Here is a 15,599-nt window from a genome sequence, read left to right as displayed (position 1 = left end):
TTTAAAACGTCTACTGCTAACGAAGGGAAAAACGTATATCTTGCTGAATGGTATAGGATATGTGGCTATATGTTTGTCCTAAAACTAAATAATTTAGAGGACAAGCATTTTTTTTATAGAATTTTAAAGTGAGGTGATTGTTAATGGAGACGAAATTGCAAACGTATCATAAGGAAACTGGTGTAAAACAAGCATTTATTGCACAAAAATCAAAACTAACACCTGGAGCATATAGCTTGATTGTTCGAGGTGAATCACTCCCCTCCTTGCCAGCTGCTATCCGGATTGCAAGAGCACTTAATGATACAGTAGAGAATTTATGGGGGGACCAGATCGATTAAAAAGACCCACCATTATTTTGGCGGGTCTTCTGGGAATCCTTTTATCCATATGAAATTGTTAAGCAATCCTATTGCAACTAATTTATCTTCATCATTTTTATCAATTGATGTTTCGAATACAGTAAATACTCCATAGCTTTTCTTAGTTGTGTAACCATTCAGTAGAGGTCCACTTATCATTCCAAGCAGAAAGCCTTCTTCCTCTTGAATTCCCTCCTTAACCCAAGCAACATAATCACTTTTAGAAGGATTAGATGTGGCAGCAAACAAAACTAAAATTAATATCAGTAATGAAAGAACATAGCCTTTTTTCATATCTTCACCCAAATACTTTTTGGTAATATTATTTACAATCTATTTGTTTTTATACATTTTTTAAAGGGGTGATTTAGTTGACAAAAGATGATGATTGGAAGGAATTAATTGAGGAAATGAAAAAAGGCAGTAAGACACCTGAGGAAATAAGGAAAATTATAATGTTTTATGACATTACAATTGCCCAGCACAAAGCATTAATGGATTTCGACTTCAAAGAAAAATAACCGTCTCATTAGGAGGCGGTTTTTATATAGTATTAACTTTCATAATGTCCATAAACGGAACTTTAGTAATTACAGAGTTTTTTTCTATATGAATTAACCTCGTACGGCTATCCATCTTTATAATATTTCCTTGAACAGGTTCTTTTTCCCAGACATCTAATATTACTTCTGATTTTTCATCATGTGCCTCTACAAGCGTATTACCAAGCTCCTCGAGCTCGAACTCGTCTCTTGTTGGTCTTTTTTTCTTTACTTTAGCCATTATTATGCCCCTCTCCTCATTTTACGTGCTGGTCCTGCCGACAAGACATTAGCAAACTTAAAGGTCCTCTGCTGCTTCCTCGTGTAGCAATATGCCCTAAATGACTCTTCTTTAACTGATAACACTTTAATCCTGCGCTGGCTAACATTTCCCTTATTGTCCAAGTATATCATTTCTAATATTGCTCCACTTGCTGAAGCCCTTATAAGTAAACTTCTCATCAATCTGACCTCCCTTTACCAATATTTTATACGAACATTTGTTTGAAATCAAGTTGAATATCGAACGAATGTTTGTATATAATATATTAAAAAGGAGTTGGAATTATGATAAAAGACCGTGGGACTATTAAATGGACAGCTATGATGCTTCCAGAACATGTGCAAGAACTTAAGAAAGCAGCACTAGATGAAGAACGGATTAAACAACCTGAACTAGACGAACAAGCTATAGAAGAGTTCGAACTGATAATTTGTGGGGCTATGGAATCCGATGAAACTCTAGTCATTGATATATTCGATAATGGTTTTACAAACAAATTGACTGGTACAGTTCATTTTATAAATCACCTTAAAAGCCAATTAATTCTGAAAGATAAGCTTGGCTATTTCCACCACGTACCGTTTGAAAATCTGATCAACATCCAACCAGAGTGAGGTATGACACTATGATCGACTACACACAATTTCCTGAGCGACAAATATTATGCATCGACATGAAAAGCTTTTATGCAAGTGTGGCTGCAGTAGAAATGGGATTAGACCCTATGACTTGTTACCTTGCTGTGGTTGGCAGTATTGATCGGCAAGGAAGTGTTGTCCTAGCTGCTTCCCCTGCTCTTAAGAGGGACTTCGGCATCAAGACAACAAACCGTTTATTTGAAATTCCTAACGATCCGAGGATAATAATTGTTAACCCTAAAATGAGCTTGTTTATCAAAGTGTCAACAGAGATCACAAAACTGTTTTATCGATACGTGCCGCCTAATGCAGTACACACTTATTCCGTGGATGAATCTTTTCTTGACGTAAAAGGCTTAGAAAAGATCTGGGGAACTCCGTTTGAGATTGCTCAGCAGATACAGTCAGATCTTATGCGTGATTTTGGACTGCCATGTACTGCCGGCATAGGACCAAACATGTTGATGGCTAAGCTTGCACTAGATCTTGAATCTAAGAAGGCACCTGGAGGGATTGCTAAGTGGACATATGATGATATTCCCAAGAAATTATGGCCAGTCTCTCCCCTTTCAGAAATGTGGGGCATCGGCCGACGTGTGCAAAATACACTAAATAGCATGGGGATATTTAATGTTGGCCAACTAGCTAACTATCCACTAGAGTCGTTAGAGAAGAAATTTGGCGTCATGGGGAATCAGTTGTTTCACCATGCATGGGGTGTGGATCTATCCGAAATCGGTCCACCTATTTTAAAAGGGCAAGTTAGTTTCGGGAAGAGCCAAATTTTAATGCGGGATTATAAAGAAGAACGCGAGATAAAGACTGTTATACTCGAAATGTGCGAAGAGGTAGCGAAAAGAGCAAGGGATAAAAGGAAAGCAGGAAGGACGATAAGTTTTAGCTTGGGATATAGCAAGGATGAATTTGGCGGTGGATTTAATCGTTCCAGGACAATTGAGAATCCTACAAATGTGACGATGGATATTTATAATGTGTGCTTGCAGCTTATGAAAGAAAACTATAGAGGACAAACGGTTCGCTCTGTTTCACTCTCGATAACCCAACTAGTTGACGATTATGAAATGCAACTTGATTTGTTTGATGTGGACGGGTGGAAAAAGCGAGAAATTGGATATGCGATGGATAAGATTCGTAATAAATATGGGGCAGCTGCTATTCTGCGCGCTGTCTCTTATACGAGGGCAGGGACAACTAAACATCGATCGGGTCTTTTAGGTGGACATAAAGCTTAACTCTTTAGTTAAGCTTTTTATTTTCCCATACAATATTAAAATCATGGATTAGGTACTGTTAGTGTGATGTTAAAATGGCACCTTGAAAAGTGATGGAATTGTTTTTGATAGTACTTGAGAGATTACAAAGGAGGAAATTGCTAAATAGATTAAAGAAACATTAGTTGTAACTCCTCACTCCGTAGGGTGTTATAACTAATTTAAAGTATGTTGTAAAAGCATTGGAAATTAACAAATATGTGGTATTATAGTTTTTGACAAAATCAAATAAATAAATACAAAAAAAGACACGTTCTTATTAAGAACGCGCCAGGCTCAGTCGCCTATTTAATTTAAATTCACTATTAATCTAGCATAATATGTATTAATATGTCTAGGACTGAGCCCTACTAATTTTTAGGGGGTAACAATTTTGTCAGATTTACGAGTTGGTGTAATTATTATTCATGGAACAATGGGTAGCGTATTAAAAAAAGAAGGTAAAAAAATTTGGCCCTTACATTATGGATCTCAAGAGCATTATCTAAAGAGTTTAACACCAATTACAAATTCTGTTGAACCCTCTCATATGCTTGCAACCTACCAACCTTTAAAAACTGTATTAAAGTTAAGCTTTGATATTGTTGAAGAGTTTGTATATGATTGGCGTTTAAATAACATTGAGCATAGTAGTCTACTAAAAAGTAAAATTGCTTCCATGAATGTTGATGAAGTACACATCGTTGCACATAGTATGGGAGGTATTATCGCCAAACTCTGCTTAGTTGAACATGAGGGTGATTCTGATTTAGAAAAGGTAAAAAAATTAATTACTTTAGGTACTCCATGGCAAGGATCAATGGATGCCGTTAAAACACTTTTATATGGCTCACGAATTCCAGACAAATATCTAAAATTTATCGACAAAGAATCTTCGAAAGAAATTTCAGTTCATTTTCCGAGTGTATATCAATTGCTGCCCAACGATAAGTATTTAAAAGAATTAAAAACACTGAATTGCGTGCCTTATTATCTTAATGACAATTATTATGATCAGTTTGAAGTTTTTTTCAAAGATGTTTTACAAGAGAGATTTGTGGAAAACCATAGTTATGAAAAAGTTTTTTCCGAGTTCTATGAAATCTTAAAAAAAGAGGTACCATCTCATATTGACCTGCATGAAGTAATTGGGACAGGAAAACCTACTATTAAAATAATAAGTGAAAATTCGAGAAAAGAACCATATGTAAGTTACGACGAGGGAGATGGAACCGTACCATTATTAAGTGCTTACTCAAATTTACAGGATAGGCAAAATTATTTCCCGTATTTTGTAAATAAAGCCTCTCACAATGGCATGACATGTAATCCAGATATCATTAGTTTAGTTAAGGATATTATTTTAGGTATTGAATTTACTCCAAACTTTGCTGTTTTTAATGATTTAGATAGCCAAATGTACCGTAAATTTAGTGGGTATATAAGTAAAGTAGCTTGTCCAGTTGACATTTCAATCCGCGATAATGACGGTAACATTATTTACGGTAATATTGAATCAATGTATGATGAAGAAATTCGAGCATTAATTCAAAAGGATTATCAAGTAGAAAATATTGGTTCAACTACGTATGTTATTTTTGATGAAAATGATAATACTAACATTAAAAACTTTGATGGTCTTGTTATTGACGCATATGATAAAGGGCTTACATCAATTAGTTTAGATAAGTATGAAGATGGAAAAATCACCCAAAGGCAAGCGTTTAAAACGTTTGAAATTGACCCTAATCTTCAAGCAGAATTAATCCTAAAGGATGATACTAATAAAAGCTCCCTAGTTATTACAAAAAAAGGTGAAATTGAACAAACATTTCATCTAAATGATATTGCAATTGATGAAAATAAAGTTAATACACCTTCTACTTTAATTAGTCTCTCTGGTGAAAGCATCATTCAATTGGAAAATAAAAATATTTTCTTTGGAACAGATAAAATTTCCTTCCGAATAAAGGAAGTTATCCATGGAGATTTTGAACCAAAACAAACTTTTATAATAATAAATGGAAAAGAATTTACAATTAAAAACAATGAATTTAACTTAGATATTCTATTATTAAAACATGGCGAAAACGTTATTGAGTTTTTTACGATAGATGAATATGACTATAGTGAATCAAAAAATAAAATCATATTATATTATTTTCACCAAATAATGTCAAAAGTCGAAATTTCATTTAATGACAAAATTTATTGGGTCCAACTATCCGAAGACCAAACATATAGCCATATAGCAAATTTATACAAATTAGAACGTACCCAACCGATTTACCGCTTCCAGAATAATGAAGGAGTAACAGGATATCAGGTAGTTTATAGTGGTGTTGAAAGACAAATGCAAGTACATTATACTGATATTTTTGGTAACATGAATAGTTATGAGTACCTTATCGATGAATTATTGGCTAAAAAAATTATAAAAGGTGCTGCTACTGTATCAGATGTAGAATTATTTGTTCGAAAACTAAATTTGACTAACTTAACGTATCAATTCCATCTAAATAAAAGCGGTAATCATAAAGTATTAAATGATAATAACTTGAATCGTAGTACTGAATTTGAGATTTTCAGTGACACATCAATTATTGAAATTACTAAAAATGTTGAATTAGATGTATCTTTTGAAAGCTTTTCTGAACACATTAGTGTAACTTCAGAAATTGATCAATATAACTTTATCTTCAAAGTTCTCGATATTGATCAACAATATGTACGAGATTTAAATCTAGTAGCTGAAATTATATTTTCCATTAATCCTGAAAAGGGACTCGAAGGTAAGCAATATAAAGAGAATTTTGAAGTGGAATATATGGCGAGCACTGGGTCATATAAATTAATATTAAACTTAAATGGCATTAAAAAAATAATTGATGGTTATTGGAAACCACAAGACAAAGTCCTAAGTACAGCTAAACTGTATATTACAAATACTAAAAATAATGCGATTATTAGAGGATTGGATCTTAAAATAGCGAAGTAATAAATAACGGATTAGGTTTGGGAGGTGAAATGGTGCTTCTTATCAATATTATTACAATGAGTGTTTTAATAATAATATTTATTCTATTAGTATTGGGATATTTTAAAAATGGTTTCTTCAGTATTACCATACTATACCGATTCACCATTTTGCTTGTTCCAATAATCCTATTTATCGTAAATCTGATTTTTCTTTATTTAACCAAATCGTCTTTGATATTCTTATCTATCCTGCCACTGCTTATTCCATTAATTTATAGTTCAATAGTTAAATTTCAAGATTTACATGGCCATAGAACATATAAAGAGTTTAAGGAATTTTCAAAAGTACTAGTAAGAGCAGCAAACGAAAGTAAAATAAAAATTTCCCAGGATGATGTTAGAATTAGAGTAAAACAAAGGAATAATATAAGCATTATATTTAATGTTTATTCCACTAGCGACGAACAAAAAATCAAATTTCTAATAACTGATTTTCAAAAAACAGTTAAAAATGCATATGAAAAATATAACGTAGAATTTTTAATCGATAAAAAAAAAGTTAATAATTCACCATTTGATATAATCCAGTATAATTAATAAATATAAATAAATTTAGAATAAAAAGATGTTTTTTATTTCACAATACCGTCACAAGGACTTCCCTCCTCTTTGCCTAATATATGGGTAAAGGAGGGATTTTTTATGAAATCACCGTTAGAAAAAATCATCTTCCAGAAGAAAGGTACACCAGGGATAATTGGATTTGACTCAGGACTTATGCTTTATAAAGAGAAAGAATTGATGGAGTGGCTTTGCATTAAGTATAAAAAGCGTTTTGAAATCTATCTATTGTTGGATGATCTGGAGGAACCGCCTTATCGCAACCATTTAACGTCTGGTGTTGGCCGCACCCTTGAAAATGCTCGGTATGCTGCAGTTAGGAACATGGAAAAATTGATGTTTGATAAGGTTCATTGATCCTTTAACATTGGAGGGTTTAAAAAGCTTGGAGGATATAATAATTTGACATTTTATTTGAAACTAGTATGGATATGTACTTTAATTGGGCTAGGTGTTCGATTTTGGGCTATTAGTATAACCAAAGATAATTTCTTCAGCTTTCAAAACATTGACATATTCATCTTATTCGCAATACTAATTATCAGTTCTGCTGGTCTCTATAACTCTAGATTCAAAGGATAAGCCCCTCCAACTGGAAGGGCTTTTATTATTAATTAACAGAATACAATTTTGTTGTTTTACTCTCGTTGTTATAAACGATTTTTAACCCTAACAAGTCCGCAATCTCTCTAACTTGCACATAAGTCCTGCCGTCTTTAATAAATGCAGGAATAGATTTGTTATCATTAAGCATTACTTTAGCTTCTGCAGTTTCTGCGGTTTCTGCCACTTTAACTTCCTCCTTAATCGACTTGCCTAGATAAGTAGCTAACTCGTTAGCAATTGCTTGACATATCTTTTCGAAATTTTGCCGATATGCAGCTGCATCCACACTAGAATTAACAAAACAAACCTCGATCAAAATAGCCGGCTCATAAGTTTTAGCAAGTACAGCTAGATCATTACGTTGCTTTGCCCCACGATTAATTAAGCCACTAGCGTCTGAGATAGCATTTGCAACTTTAGCTGCTAACTCTTTTTGAGTACTATAAAGTACCTCTGTGCCGATACCTTTGCTAGAGTCGCCCCCTGCATTAAGGTGGATAGATACGATCAAGCCATCACGATCTGCGTTATGATGGTTAACCAAGGTATTAAGATTTTGATTTTTATTGCTTGAAGTGTTGTCCTCAAAGTAAGTGCAAGGGACGCTTGAACCCTTTAATATCTCATAAACACGCTTTGTTACCTTTCTAGCCTCCGTAACTTCGTTCAGGATCCCATTAGCGCCTGAACCTGTGTTTTTCCAATGACCAGGATGAAGTTCAATTTCGTGTACCATTAATTACCCTCTCCTTTATTACTAGAAAAAATTTTTTGAATAAAATCAGCAAATTTATCAACACTTTTATCATCATCAGACATCTTAAGGTGGCTTAATATTGAATTAATTTCACTCAGCAAATACCCGAGAAACAAAACATACAATGCGCCAATTCCGATTGGATAAGGAACAAGTAACGAAACTGGAATAAAGAAAACCAATAGAATAAACAAAACTAGTTTCCTAGCAATACCGTAAATTGCCTTACTACTTGAAAATTTCACTTTCGAATTAAACTTTGCATTTAACCAGCCTAGTAAGAAATCAATAATATTTGCTATTAAAATCAGTGCCAATAAGTAAACTACCTTACTGTTATCATTTTCTAACCACGCTTGTAACCAAGAAAACATATCTAATTGCATACTGTTTACCTTCTTCCAATAGAATTAGCCCCGATCGGCTCGGAGCGTACTTAAGTCCTGATGCAAAATAAAAAGGACTACATTAGCCCTCTGATGTTTCGTTTATTATTGATAATCCTCCATATCTATTGTTTCCCGCCACCCTATTAAACTATTTTTATGAAATCCATTGTTACCGATAGATACGAAAGTTAACTGTGGGTTGTTTAATTCCTTTGCAAATTTTGCAGAATCAAAGCCGTCTATCTTTGCAGTAATCATTTGTCCTGTATTAAGCGTAAATGTTATGTTCATAAATATTTCCTCCTACGTTATTGAATTTAATGAGTCTCTTAATCTGTTGATCTCGCTTGCATATATTATTTCTTTGCTATTTCTGTACATTGGGATAGTTGTTGTAGGATTCATCCCGAAGATTGCATTCCTTACTTCGTTATAGTGCGTAGCATAAAAGATATTCCCTTTACTCGGGACAGAAAAATTATAAGCAATTAATTCTTTATAGAGCCTAAACTCATTAATCTTTTGCTGTAATTTCTGCCACTCTGCTGCTGAAATATTAAAATTGAATCCACTCGTCTTCGATGAATCCCAAACGAAATCGACTGGCTTACCTTGAGGTGTTGTAACATAAGTCCAACTCGACCAATCAGACCAACCGCCAGAGCTAGAGTATGCTCTTACATAGCCATAATAAGTTGTGGAAGGAGATAGGTTACCCCAACTAAGATAAGAGGTTGCAACCTCCCGTGACATGCTAAATGGCGAATATATAGCTACTTCGTATTTAGTTGCACCACTTACACTACTCCACTCAAAATATATCTCCGTACTTTTAGTCGCAGTCATTTTAAAATTAGTTGGTGTTGCAGTCTTAGGTGGAGATGACGTTGTAACCCATTTAGCATCTACATCATACCAAGCATTCGTATATGCTTGTCCCTCAATATAATAAGTAGTCCCTGCTGACAAATTGTAGAATGTATAGTTTCCGCTGTCATACCCAGTGTAGCCAGACTGCACACTAATAGATTGCCATGGACCATTATTAATTCTTACTCTAAATCCACCATACTTATTTTGAGCTTGACTTAATCCTGAAATATCAACTGTAATGTAATTTTGACCAAAATCTATCGTGCTAACGTAGGCCATTAGCCAAACCTCGCGGTAATTGGATCAGCTTCTGTTAAAACTTTGTATCCATTCGCGTAAAAGTATTCAGCAGATATCTCTATTCCGCTACTAACAGCTGGGCTTGTTATTGTAGCACCACTTTTAAATCTGATCATTTTTTCGGGGATGTGAGATTCTCCGCCAAGATATATATTGTTGCCCACTCGAATATCGGTTGCCACATCGATGACACTTGTTGACGTGATCCTCGCACCTACTAGATCACCAGTGAATGTACCACCAACCCCAGCCAACGTCCCTGTGATAGTCGCATTTTGAATATTTGCATTGATGATATTGCCTGTCTCTATTGTCGCATTTACAAATGTTGCATTTGCTGCAGCGATGCGCCCTGTAATCGTTGCGTCCTGGGATATGATAGGACCTCTTACTATTAAACTATCAGCTATTAAATCTCCTGCAAATTCACCATTATAATTCTGTGGATTTGCTAGAGTATCATCAATTAAGGCTTGAGCATTTTCTAAATCCAACTTAGTTTGCTCGATCTCGTTAACAGCTTGCTGGATTTCTAATTTAGCTGCATCAATTCTTCTTTGCGCTTCCTCGATAGCCTTTTCAGCTTCAGCAATTGCTTTGGCATGAGCTCCCTCAGGTGTTTCTTTGTTATCCCAATTACCTTGTTTTCGTTCGATTACTTTTTCTGTGTTTCGAATCCTAACAGCTGAATCAAATGAGTTTCTGAAATTGCCAACTGTGACCTCATCCAGCTGGTCATCATTAAGGTTTTGACGATATTCAATGATATTGGCCGAAACTTCAACTTTAGGTTGAATCTCTCTATCTATTAAAATGACCGTATCACCAAGGCGCACCGCTTCATGCTTATAACCAGCTACTTTTTCTAATAGAGCAACCTTAAAATCATAGGTTCTTACCGCATCATTTAATGTCTGTAAATGATTCCACGTGCTAAGAAGCAATTCAGCCGGATCTTCTTCTTGGCCAGAGTACTCGCCAAATCGATGCCTTGTCCCTCGATCATATCCCCATTGTTGGAGAGCATCCGGATCCCCAATCCAAGTTTGTCCAATAGGTTTGTCAATTGGATCGCCATTAGCAACTGACCACTCTACGCTTGCAAAGGTAACACGAGGACCATCATTTATCCCACCTGCTCCGTAACCATACAGGGCTGTTTTAATGCCTGTACTATCAATCGTGCGCCTCACACTTTGAATGTCTTTTCCATGCTCAAAGCGTTTCCCAGTGTTTTCTCCCCTCCTTGACAAGACATCAATATAGCGATTAACAATTTGATTTACACTAGTGTCAACACGGTATCTTCTTTCACCGCCAAATAGATTGATTAATTCAACCGTTGCTGCCTTTACTGACATAGGTGCAAGATCGACACTTTGTGTACCAAAGTCATGCACAATACCAACAGAAATTCTTGTTTTAGAAAGTACTGCTTCTAAGGCTGTCTTTAATGTGACGTTATCTGCTTTATAACCTGTCATCCACTCATCGATGAGCTCGTAGTCTCCACCCTCAGCGAATACTCGCTTAATAGGACCGTTAATATCGTTAGTGTCCTCTGGCTGACGGATAATAAATTCTATCAAATTCCCATCTTGGTCACGGATAACCGCGCGGCCATCATTTTCAATGGCGGTAACCCTTGGATCGTTTGCCGGGACAGAAAATTCTAAAGTGATGGCTCCATTTAACTGTTCTGTATACCAGGAATCGAAATGTGGAAGATCACCTTTTGGGTCTAGGATTAGTTTCAATTCCTCGTCAATGTTGTAGATCCATATTGGGGTTGATCGATTTAGAAGTTTCCTCAAATTGTCACCTCCATAAAAAAAGAGCCCTAACGGACTCTTATATGACCAAATATTTTTTATGTTGCTCTCTTTTTCGCTCTTCTGTGATACGAGCATACCTTAGGGTTGTTTCCGGCGATTTGTGTCCTAATAGTTCTTGAACAGCAACTAACTCTGCACCGTTATTTAAAGTAAGTGTACCAAATGTATGTCTTAAAACATGCGGGCTCACCTTGTGCCTCAACCCTGCGAATTCTGCGATTTTCCATATTTCATCCTGAATCCCGCGTTTTGACAATCTCCTATATGGACGTCTTTCGGTGATAAACATAGCTTCACAATCATCTAAACGATTCATTAAGTATTTTTTCAAATGATACATGGTCCTTGGACTAAAATAGACTATTCTCTCTTCATTCCCTTTACCAATTACTCGACAGCTCGAGTCTTGATAATTTATATCTGATTTATTTAACCCGTAAACTTCGCCTAGGCGACATCCGGTAGCATAAAGGACCTCAATAAATGCGCGTTGCCTAATTGTTTCGCACGATTCACGAAGCATCTCTAATTCTTCGATATTTAATGACTTTCCAATTCTTTTTTCTTCTTTTGGTGGTTTTAATCTTGCAGTCGGATCCTGCCTAATAACTTCTTCAGCAGCTAGAAATCCGAAAAAAGTACGTAACACGTTTAACTTCTTGCCGATCGTACTCATTTTTAGCCCTTCAAGAGAGCCTAAATAAATCCTAATATCTGCAGAAGTAATGTGGTCAACTTGCTTTTCGATCTTCTTAGTAAAGAGCCCTAATTCAATCTTGTAACCGTCCAGAGTAGCTTGACTTAAACCTTCAACTTTCTTTGCGGTGATAAACAGCTTTATTTTTTCTTGTAAATCGGAAGTATATTGATAATCTTCTTGAACATCAATTTTATATTTTGATAATACCCTCGATAAGGAGTGCTGGACTTTGCCAGAATCAACACCTGGAAAGAGATCGTACATAGCAATTACCATTTCGGACAATAGTTGTTCAGCTGCATCATTCATCTCATACCCTCCTATTTGATACGTTTATCGTAGTCGATAGATAAATGATACAACGATACTATTTACGTTTCAATAGGAAAATGATACTATATTCGTAGTTATCCCGAAATAGGAGGGCCAATATGATTTTTATTAAACTTGATGAATTACTGAAGCAAAAGGGTATTTCACAAAGAGAGTTCTCTAGGCGAACAGGAATAAGGCAGCCGACTATCAGCGAAATGTGCTTAAATAAATCAAAGTCATTGCCTGTTGAAAATCTAAATCTGATTTGTATAGAGCTAGATTGCAAAATTGAAGAACTAATTGAATTTAAAAAAGAGCAATCGGAGTGATCCGGCGGCTCTTTTTTATGCTTTATTTTTAACTTCTCTTACCGAACAGTTTCATCCAATTGCGAATTATTACCATACTAATTTATATCGTTTATAAAATCCGCTTATTTTGTAACAGACATTATTTTTTCTATGATACTTTCTGTCGGTTCACCATCTTCCACTTCAATCTGCATATTTCGCGCTTCGTCTACTAATTCGTAATGTTGCTTATTTTTTAAGTGTTTGAAAAAAGTTTCTTTCGTACAAGTACACATTTAATGACCCCCATCATTCTTTTGACGTTGTTCACTTGCTTGCTCTTGAATTTTATTGACAACATCCACAACAGTTATATAAGGTTCTTTAATCAAAGCATCTAAAACCTTTTGTGCTTCTGCTTCTGTTAATTTAAAAGTAAATTCCATTGTCATCCTCCTAAACACTTGTCGCTAATACAGTTGTCTTTGCGCCTAATCTAACGCAAAGTCGCATATTACCTGCACCATCGTCCATTACAAATAATCTACCTGTATCTGCTGGAACGGTTGTTGGTTCAGTAACTTTTTTCATTTCAATATGTCTTGCACCAATATTTAACTGTTCGCCTGCTGTTGTGGTAACATTTGCCCCAAGAGCGATAGAGTTTAAATGGTTTGCTTTAGCACTTAGCCCTATTGCTACTTGTTGAGTACCAGCACTTGCTAACCTTCCAACAGCAACAGAACTCGTTCCAGCGTAAGCGCTACTTCCTACCGATACACCGTTTGTTGTGCCACCACCCGTTGTTGCTCCAATGCCAATTGCAATGCCTCCTGTTGAAGCTTCCGTTCCACTTCCGATTGCGATTGAACCTGTCATTCCTGATGGAATCTCAGCGTCGTTTCCGATTGCGATACCGTTTGTAGCAGCTACTTTAGCAGTATTCCCGATTGCGACAGCATCCCCGCCAAGACCATATACTTGTGCGTTATTACCAATTGCAACACTTCTTGCAGTCCCTTTTGAACTATTCCCAATAACTACATTTCCAGTTTTTGAGGATGTCGCTTCTAAACTTGCGTTCGTTCCAATAACAACTTCATTTGCACTTGATACTTCTACATTTTTGCCAATTGCAATAGAAGTTGGGTTGTTCGATTTCCCATTAGTTATATTTCCACTATCGAAAGATGCGACACCAAATGTTGGCTTTTTAGCTGATATTAATTCATTAACGGAATCTATTGTGATTAGACCAAATATATTTTCATTAGTAACCGCCAAATTAGTGAACACTGAAAATCCAACTGTAGGAGATTTCCATAACTGTGACCCTGTTGTTGCTGTTCCTGCCATAATAGCCGAAGCAACTCCGTTATGGTCTGATTTAAAACTCACATATACTTGCCCTGTTTTTTCATCTCGGACACCTCTATAAGCGAATCCCGTAACACCTTCTACCTCAATATCCCAACGTGCAATAGGTTTCATTCTCATGTCTATTGGGTTGTTTGTTCTAGCAATCCCATATAATCCAGTATCAATAGAATCAGAACCACACACAATACCGTTGTCTGTTGCAGTTAAGGTTGTAGGTGCAGCGTTAGGTTGAAAAGTACCGCCGATTTTATTCCAATTAACTCCATTGTCATCAGAGTAGTAAACACCGTAAATATCACCGTGACCATGCGATAAGAAGAATCTATCTTCCCATTTGTCATAGCAAACACCGTGCATATGTGATAAGTTGTTCGGGTCAATTGTATATTTGTCTAGTACAACATTCCATGTGTTACCCATATCCGTACTTATCCATACATACCGTGATTCTGATCTGTCACTCGCTGAATATTCAGTGGCAATAAACTTTGTGCCGTTTCCGTTAATCCCCCAAGGTAAAATACCAACACCTGTTGACTTTGATTTTGTGACTTTTTTACTCCATGTAGCAGTCGCAGGATTAACAGACCATCCTGATGATTTTGATATCTCTGCACTATTTGTAATAACTATTTCTCCATCATTAGTCCAAAAAATACTATGAACTGAACCATACGGGGCTGTTGCAATATCAATCCATGTTTTACCTTCATCATTCGATTTAACAATTGTTATATTATTTTTAAACCCATATAACCATCCATCATGAAATACTAACGGTACAACACCTGTATAGTTGTTTGTGATTGTTACATTAGATAAAGGTGCTAGTGGTATTCCTTGCGAAGTTCCTTGTATTTCTGTCGAAGTTTGAGCCAACTGTTCGCTAACTGCAGTTAACCTAGAATCGAATTGAGCAGCATCTACACCGACCAATCGATCTGTCTCAGCCTTCGCTCGGTCAGCCTGTGTTTTTGCATTAGCAGCCTGCTGATCTACATTCACAAGTTTCTGATTTACTTCTGTTTTGAAGGTATCAATTTGTTGTTGGTATTCCTGCTTAATTTTTTCTACTGTTACAACTGCAACAGTTCCGCTTGAAACATCATCCAATGATGGGGTAATACGAATTTCTTGCCATCCTGCCGCTGGAAACTTCCCTACCTTTCCGTTTGCATAAGTTACTGTAAATTCAAGACGCATATCTCCATTTCCAGCGACATCATTTTTTGATAGGAAAAAAGATAAGGTATTATCCGAATTGATTGTAGCTGTTTTTTCTAAAACAACCACTTTTTCATTTGCAACTTTAACCTTTACAGTAGCACCTTGTATTTCAATTGGTTCACCAGTTTCATCATTTAATTGAAATACAAAAGGGGTCTCGTCACCTTGTTTGATAACGTTACCCCCGCTGATTAGTTGCACACTATTTGCTACAATTTGCATTTTATCACC

At 35.9% G+C, this 15,599-nt stretch carries 20 protein-coding genes; 8 read left to right on the top strand and 12 right to left on the bottom strand.

Annotation, left to right across the window (positions count from 1 at the left end):
- Positions 1-143: 143 nt before the first annotated feature.
- Positions 144-341 carry a helix-turn-helix transcriptional regulator gene (locus ACFYKT_RS16820; protein WP_389221983.1) on the top strand — a complete coding sequence of 66 codons (198 nt, stop codon included), beginning with the start codon at positions 144-146 and terminating at the stop codon, positions 339-341.
- Between the two features lie 12 nt (positions 342-353).
- On the opposite strand, the gene ACFYKT_RS16815 is transcribed toward ACFYKT_RS16820, so the two are convergent.
- The gene (locus ACFYKT_RS16815; RefSeq protein WP_389221981.1) at positions 354-656 is read right to left on the bottom strand and encodes a DUF4359 domain-containing protein; all 303 of its coding nucleotides are present in this window, start codon (positions 654-656) and stop codon (positions 354-356) included.
- 77 nt (positions 657-733) lie between these two features.
- Here ACFYKT_RS16815 and ACFYKT_RS16810 point away from each other — a divergent pair, with 77 nt between their 5' ends.
- Positions 734-883: a hypothetical protein gene (locus ACFYKT_RS16810; RefSeq protein ID WP_389221979.1), complete on the top strand. Its 150-nt coding sequence runs from the start codon at positions 734-736 to the stop codon at positions 881-883.
- A gap of 22 nt (positions 884-905) precedes the next feature.
- Here the strand turns inward: ACFYKT_RS16810 and ACFYKT_RS16805 are convergent, their stop codons facing one another.
- Together ACFYKT_RS16805 and ACFYKT_RS16800 are read right to left on the bottom strand one after the other, a co-directional pair.
- Positions 906-1,145 (bottom strand): YolD-like family protein, encoded by a 240-nt coding sequence (locus tag ACFYKT_RS16805; protein WP_389221977.1) that lies wholly within the window; start codon positions 1,143-1,145, stop codon positions 906-908.
- A gap of 2 nt (positions 1,146-1,147) precedes the next feature.
- Positions 1,148-1,366, bottom strand: coding sequence for a hypothetical protein (locus ACFYKT_RS16800; protein ID WP_389221975.1), 219 nt, complete (start codon positions 1,364-1,366; stop codon positions 1,148-1,150).
- Between the two features lie 105 nt (positions 1,367-1,471).
- On the opposite strand from ACFYKT_RS16800, the gene ACFYKT_RS16795 reads away from it, so the two are divergent.
- From ACFYKT_RS16795 to ACFYKT_RS16775, 5 genes are all read left to right on the top strand, one after another.
- On the top strand, positions 1,472-1,801 hold the full coding sequence (locus ACFYKT_RS16795) for a YolD-like family protein (RefSeq protein ID WP_389221973.1): 330 nt from the start codon (positions 1,472-1,474) through the stop codon (positions 1,799-1,801).
- Positions 1,802-1,812: 11 nt separating this feature from the next.
- Positions 1,813-3,078, top strand: coding sequence for a Y-family DNA polymerase (locus tag ACFYKT_RS16790; RefSeq protein ID WP_389221971.1), 1,266 nt, complete (start codon positions 1,813-1,815; stop codon positions 3,076-3,078).
- A gap of 412 nt (positions 3,079-3,490) precedes the next feature.
- Positions 3,491-6,094: a lipase/acyltransferase domain-containing protein gene (locus tag ACFYKT_RS16785; RefSeq protein ID WP_389221969.1), complete on the top strand. Its 2,604-nt coding sequence runs from the start codon at positions 3,491-3,493 to the stop codon at positions 6,092-6,094.
- Between the two features lie 29 nt (positions 6,095-6,123).
- Positions 6,124-6,672 carry a hypothetical protein gene (locus ACFYKT_RS16780; RefSeq protein WP_389221968.1) on the top strand — a complete coding sequence of 183 codons (549 nt, stop codon included), beginning with the start codon at positions 6,124-6,126 and terminating at the stop codon, positions 6,670-6,672.
- A 105-nt stretch (positions 6,673-6,777) separates the two neighbouring features.
- A complete protein-coding gene (locus ACFYKT_RS16775) occupies positions 6,778-7,053 on the top strand; it encodes a hypothetical protein (RefSeq protein WP_389221966.1) in 276 nt (91 codons plus the stop codon).
- A 253-nt stretch (positions 7,054-7,306) separates the two neighbouring features.
- On the opposite strand, the gene ACFYKT_RS16770 is transcribed toward ACFYKT_RS16775, so the two are convergent.
- The 6 genes from ACFYKT_RS16770 to ACFYKT_RS16745 form a co-directional block, all read right to left on the bottom strand.
- A complete protein-coding gene (locus ACFYKT_RS16770; RefSeq protein WP_389221964.1) occupies positions 7,307-8,038 on the bottom strand; it encodes an N-acetylmuramoyl-L-alanine amidase in 732 nt (243 codons plus the stop codon).
- Entirely contained in the window at positions 8,038-8,445 is a 408-nt protein-coding gene (locus ACFYKT_RS16765; protein WP_389221962.1) for a phage holin family protein, read from the bottom strand. Before ACFYKT_RS16765 ends, ACFYKT_RS16770 begins: the two co-directional genes overlap by 1 nt.
- Positions 8,446-8,550: 105 nt before the next feature.
- A complete protein-coding gene (locus ACFYKT_RS16760; RefSeq protein WP_389221960.1) occupies positions 8,551-8,739 on the bottom strand; it encodes a hypothetical protein in 189 nt (62 codons plus the stop codon).
- A gap of 12 nt (positions 8,740-8,751) precedes the next feature.
- On the bottom strand, positions 8,752-9,600 hold the full coding sequence (locus ACFYKT_RS16755; protein ID WP_389221958.1) for a hypothetical protein: 849 nt from the start codon (positions 9,598-9,600) through the stop codon (positions 8,752-8,754).
- Positions 9,600-11,435 (bottom strand): phage tail spike protein, encoded by a 1,836-nt coding sequence (locus ACFYKT_RS16750; RefSeq protein WP_389221956.1) that lies wholly within the window; start codon positions 11,433-11,435, stop codon positions 9,600-9,602. Before ACFYKT_RS16750 ends, ACFYKT_RS16755 begins: the two co-directional genes overlap by 1 nt.
- Before the next feature lie 37 nt (positions 11,436-11,472).
- Positions 11,473-12,465 (bottom strand): tyrosine-type recombinase/integrase, encoded by a 993-nt coding sequence (locus ACFYKT_RS16745; RefSeq protein ID WP_389221954.1) that lies wholly within the window; start codon positions 12,463-12,465, stop codon positions 11,473-11,475.
- A gap of 122 nt (positions 12,466-12,587) precedes the next feature.
- Between ACFYKT_RS16745 and ACFYKT_RS16740 the strand changes: the two genes are divergently transcribed.
- A complete protein-coding gene (locus tag ACFYKT_RS16740; protein ID WP_389221952.1) occupies positions 12,588-12,800 on the top strand; it encodes a helix-turn-helix domain-containing protein in 213 nt (70 codons plus the stop codon).
- A gap of 104 nt (positions 12,801-12,904) precedes the next feature.
- Here the strand turns inward: ACFYKT_RS16740 and ACFYKT_RS16735 are convergent, their stop codons facing one another.
- From ACFYKT_RS16735 to ACFYKT_RS16725, 3 genes are read right to left on the bottom strand one after another with little or no spacing between them, the layout of a single operon-like run.
- Complete coding sequence (locus ACFYKT_RS16735) at positions 12,905-13,057, bottom strand: hypothetical protein (RefSeq protein WP_389221950.1); 153 nt, start codon at positions 13,055-13,057, stop codon at positions 12,905-12,907.
- Complete coding sequence (locus ACFYKT_RS16730) at positions 13,058-13,207, bottom strand: hypothetical protein (RefSeq protein WP_389221948.1); 150 nt, start codon at positions 13,205-13,207, stop codon at positions 13,058-13,060.
- Between the two features lie 10 nt (positions 13,208-13,217).
- Positions 13,218-15,590, bottom strand: a complete 2,373-nt coding sequence (locus ACFYKT_RS16725) for a hypothetical protein (protein WP_389221946.1) — start codon at positions 15,588-15,590, stop codon at positions 13,218-13,220.
- Between the last annotated feature and the right edge of the window lie 9 nt (positions 15,591-15,599).

Origin of the sequence: Cytobacillus mangrovibacter (genome assembly GCF_042865275.1) — a bacterium.
GTDB lineage: Bacteria > Bacillota > Bacilli > Bacillales > Cytobacillaceae > Cytobacillus > Cytobacillus mangrovibacter.
The sequence above is the reverse complement of the archived record's forward strand: the minus strand, read 5'-3'. Positions and strand labels throughout refer to the sequence as shown.

Coding starts and splice junctions, on each gene's coding strand:
- ACFYKT_RS16815 (WP_389221981.1), bottom strand. CDS start 656: ATGAAAAAAGGCTATGTTCTTTCATTACTGATATTAATTTTAGTTTTG.
- ACFYKT_RS16765 (WP_389221962.1), bottom strand. CDS start 8,445: ATGCAATTAGATATGTTTTCTTGGTTACAAGCGTGGTTAGAAAATGAT.
- ACFYKT_RS16780 (WP_389221968.1), top strand. CDS start 6,124: ATGGTGCTTCTTATCAATATTATTACAATGAGTGTTTTAATAATAATA.
- ACFYKT_RS16760 (WP_389221960.1), bottom strand. CDS start 8,739: ATGAACATAACATTTACGCTTAATACAGGACAAATGATTACTGCAAAG.
- ACFYKT_RS16740 (WP_389221952.1), top strand. CDS start 12,588: ATGATTTTTATTAAACTTGATGAATTACTGAAGCAAAAGGGTATTTCA.
- ACFYKT_RS16730 (WP_389221948.1), bottom strand. CDS start 13,207: ATGGAATTTACTTTTAAATTAACAGAAGCAGAAGCACAAAAGGTTTTA.
- ACFYKT_RS16725 (WP_389221946.1), bottom strand. CDS start 15,590: ATGCAAATTGTAGCAAATAGTGTGCAACTAATCAGCGGGGGTAACGTT.
- ACFYKT_RS16800 (WP_389221975.1), bottom strand. CDS start 1,366: ATGAGAAGTTTACTTATAAGGGCTTCAGCAAGTGGAGCAATATTAGAA.
- ACFYKT_RS16735 (WP_389221950.1), bottom strand. CDS start 13,057: ATGTGTACTTGTACGAAAGAAACTTTTTTCAAACACTTAAAAAATAAG.
- ACFYKT_RS16795 (WP_389221973.1), top strand. CDS start 1,472: ATGATAAAAGACCGTGGGACTATTAAATGGACAGCTATGATGCTTCCA.
- ACFYKT_RS16755 (WP_389221958.1), bottom strand. CDS start 9,600: ATGGCCTACGTTAGCACGATAGATTTTGGTCAAAATTACATTACAGTT.
- ACFYKT_RS16770 (WP_389221964.1), bottom strand. CDS start 8,038: ATGGTACACGAAATTGAACTTCATCCTGGTCATTGGAAAAACACAGGT.
- ACFYKT_RS16745 (WP_389221954.1), bottom strand. CDS start 12,465: ATGAATGATGCAGCTGAACAACTATTGTCCGAAATGGTAATTGCTATG.
- ACFYKT_RS16805 (WP_389221977.1), bottom strand. CDS start 1,145: ATGGCTAAAGTAAAGAAAAAAAGACCAACAAGAGACGAGTTCGAGCTC.
- ACFYKT_RS16775 (WP_389221966.1), top strand. CDS start 6,778: ATGAAATCACCGTTAGAAAAAATCATCTTCCAGAAGAAAGGTACACCA.
- ACFYKT_RS16820 (WP_389221983.1), top strand. CDS start 144: ATGGAGACGAAATTGCAAACGTATCATAAGGAAACTGGTGTAAAACAA.
- ACFYKT_RS16790 (WP_389221971.1), top strand. CDS start 1,813: ATGATCGACTACACACAATTTCCTGAGCGACAAATATTATGCATCGAC.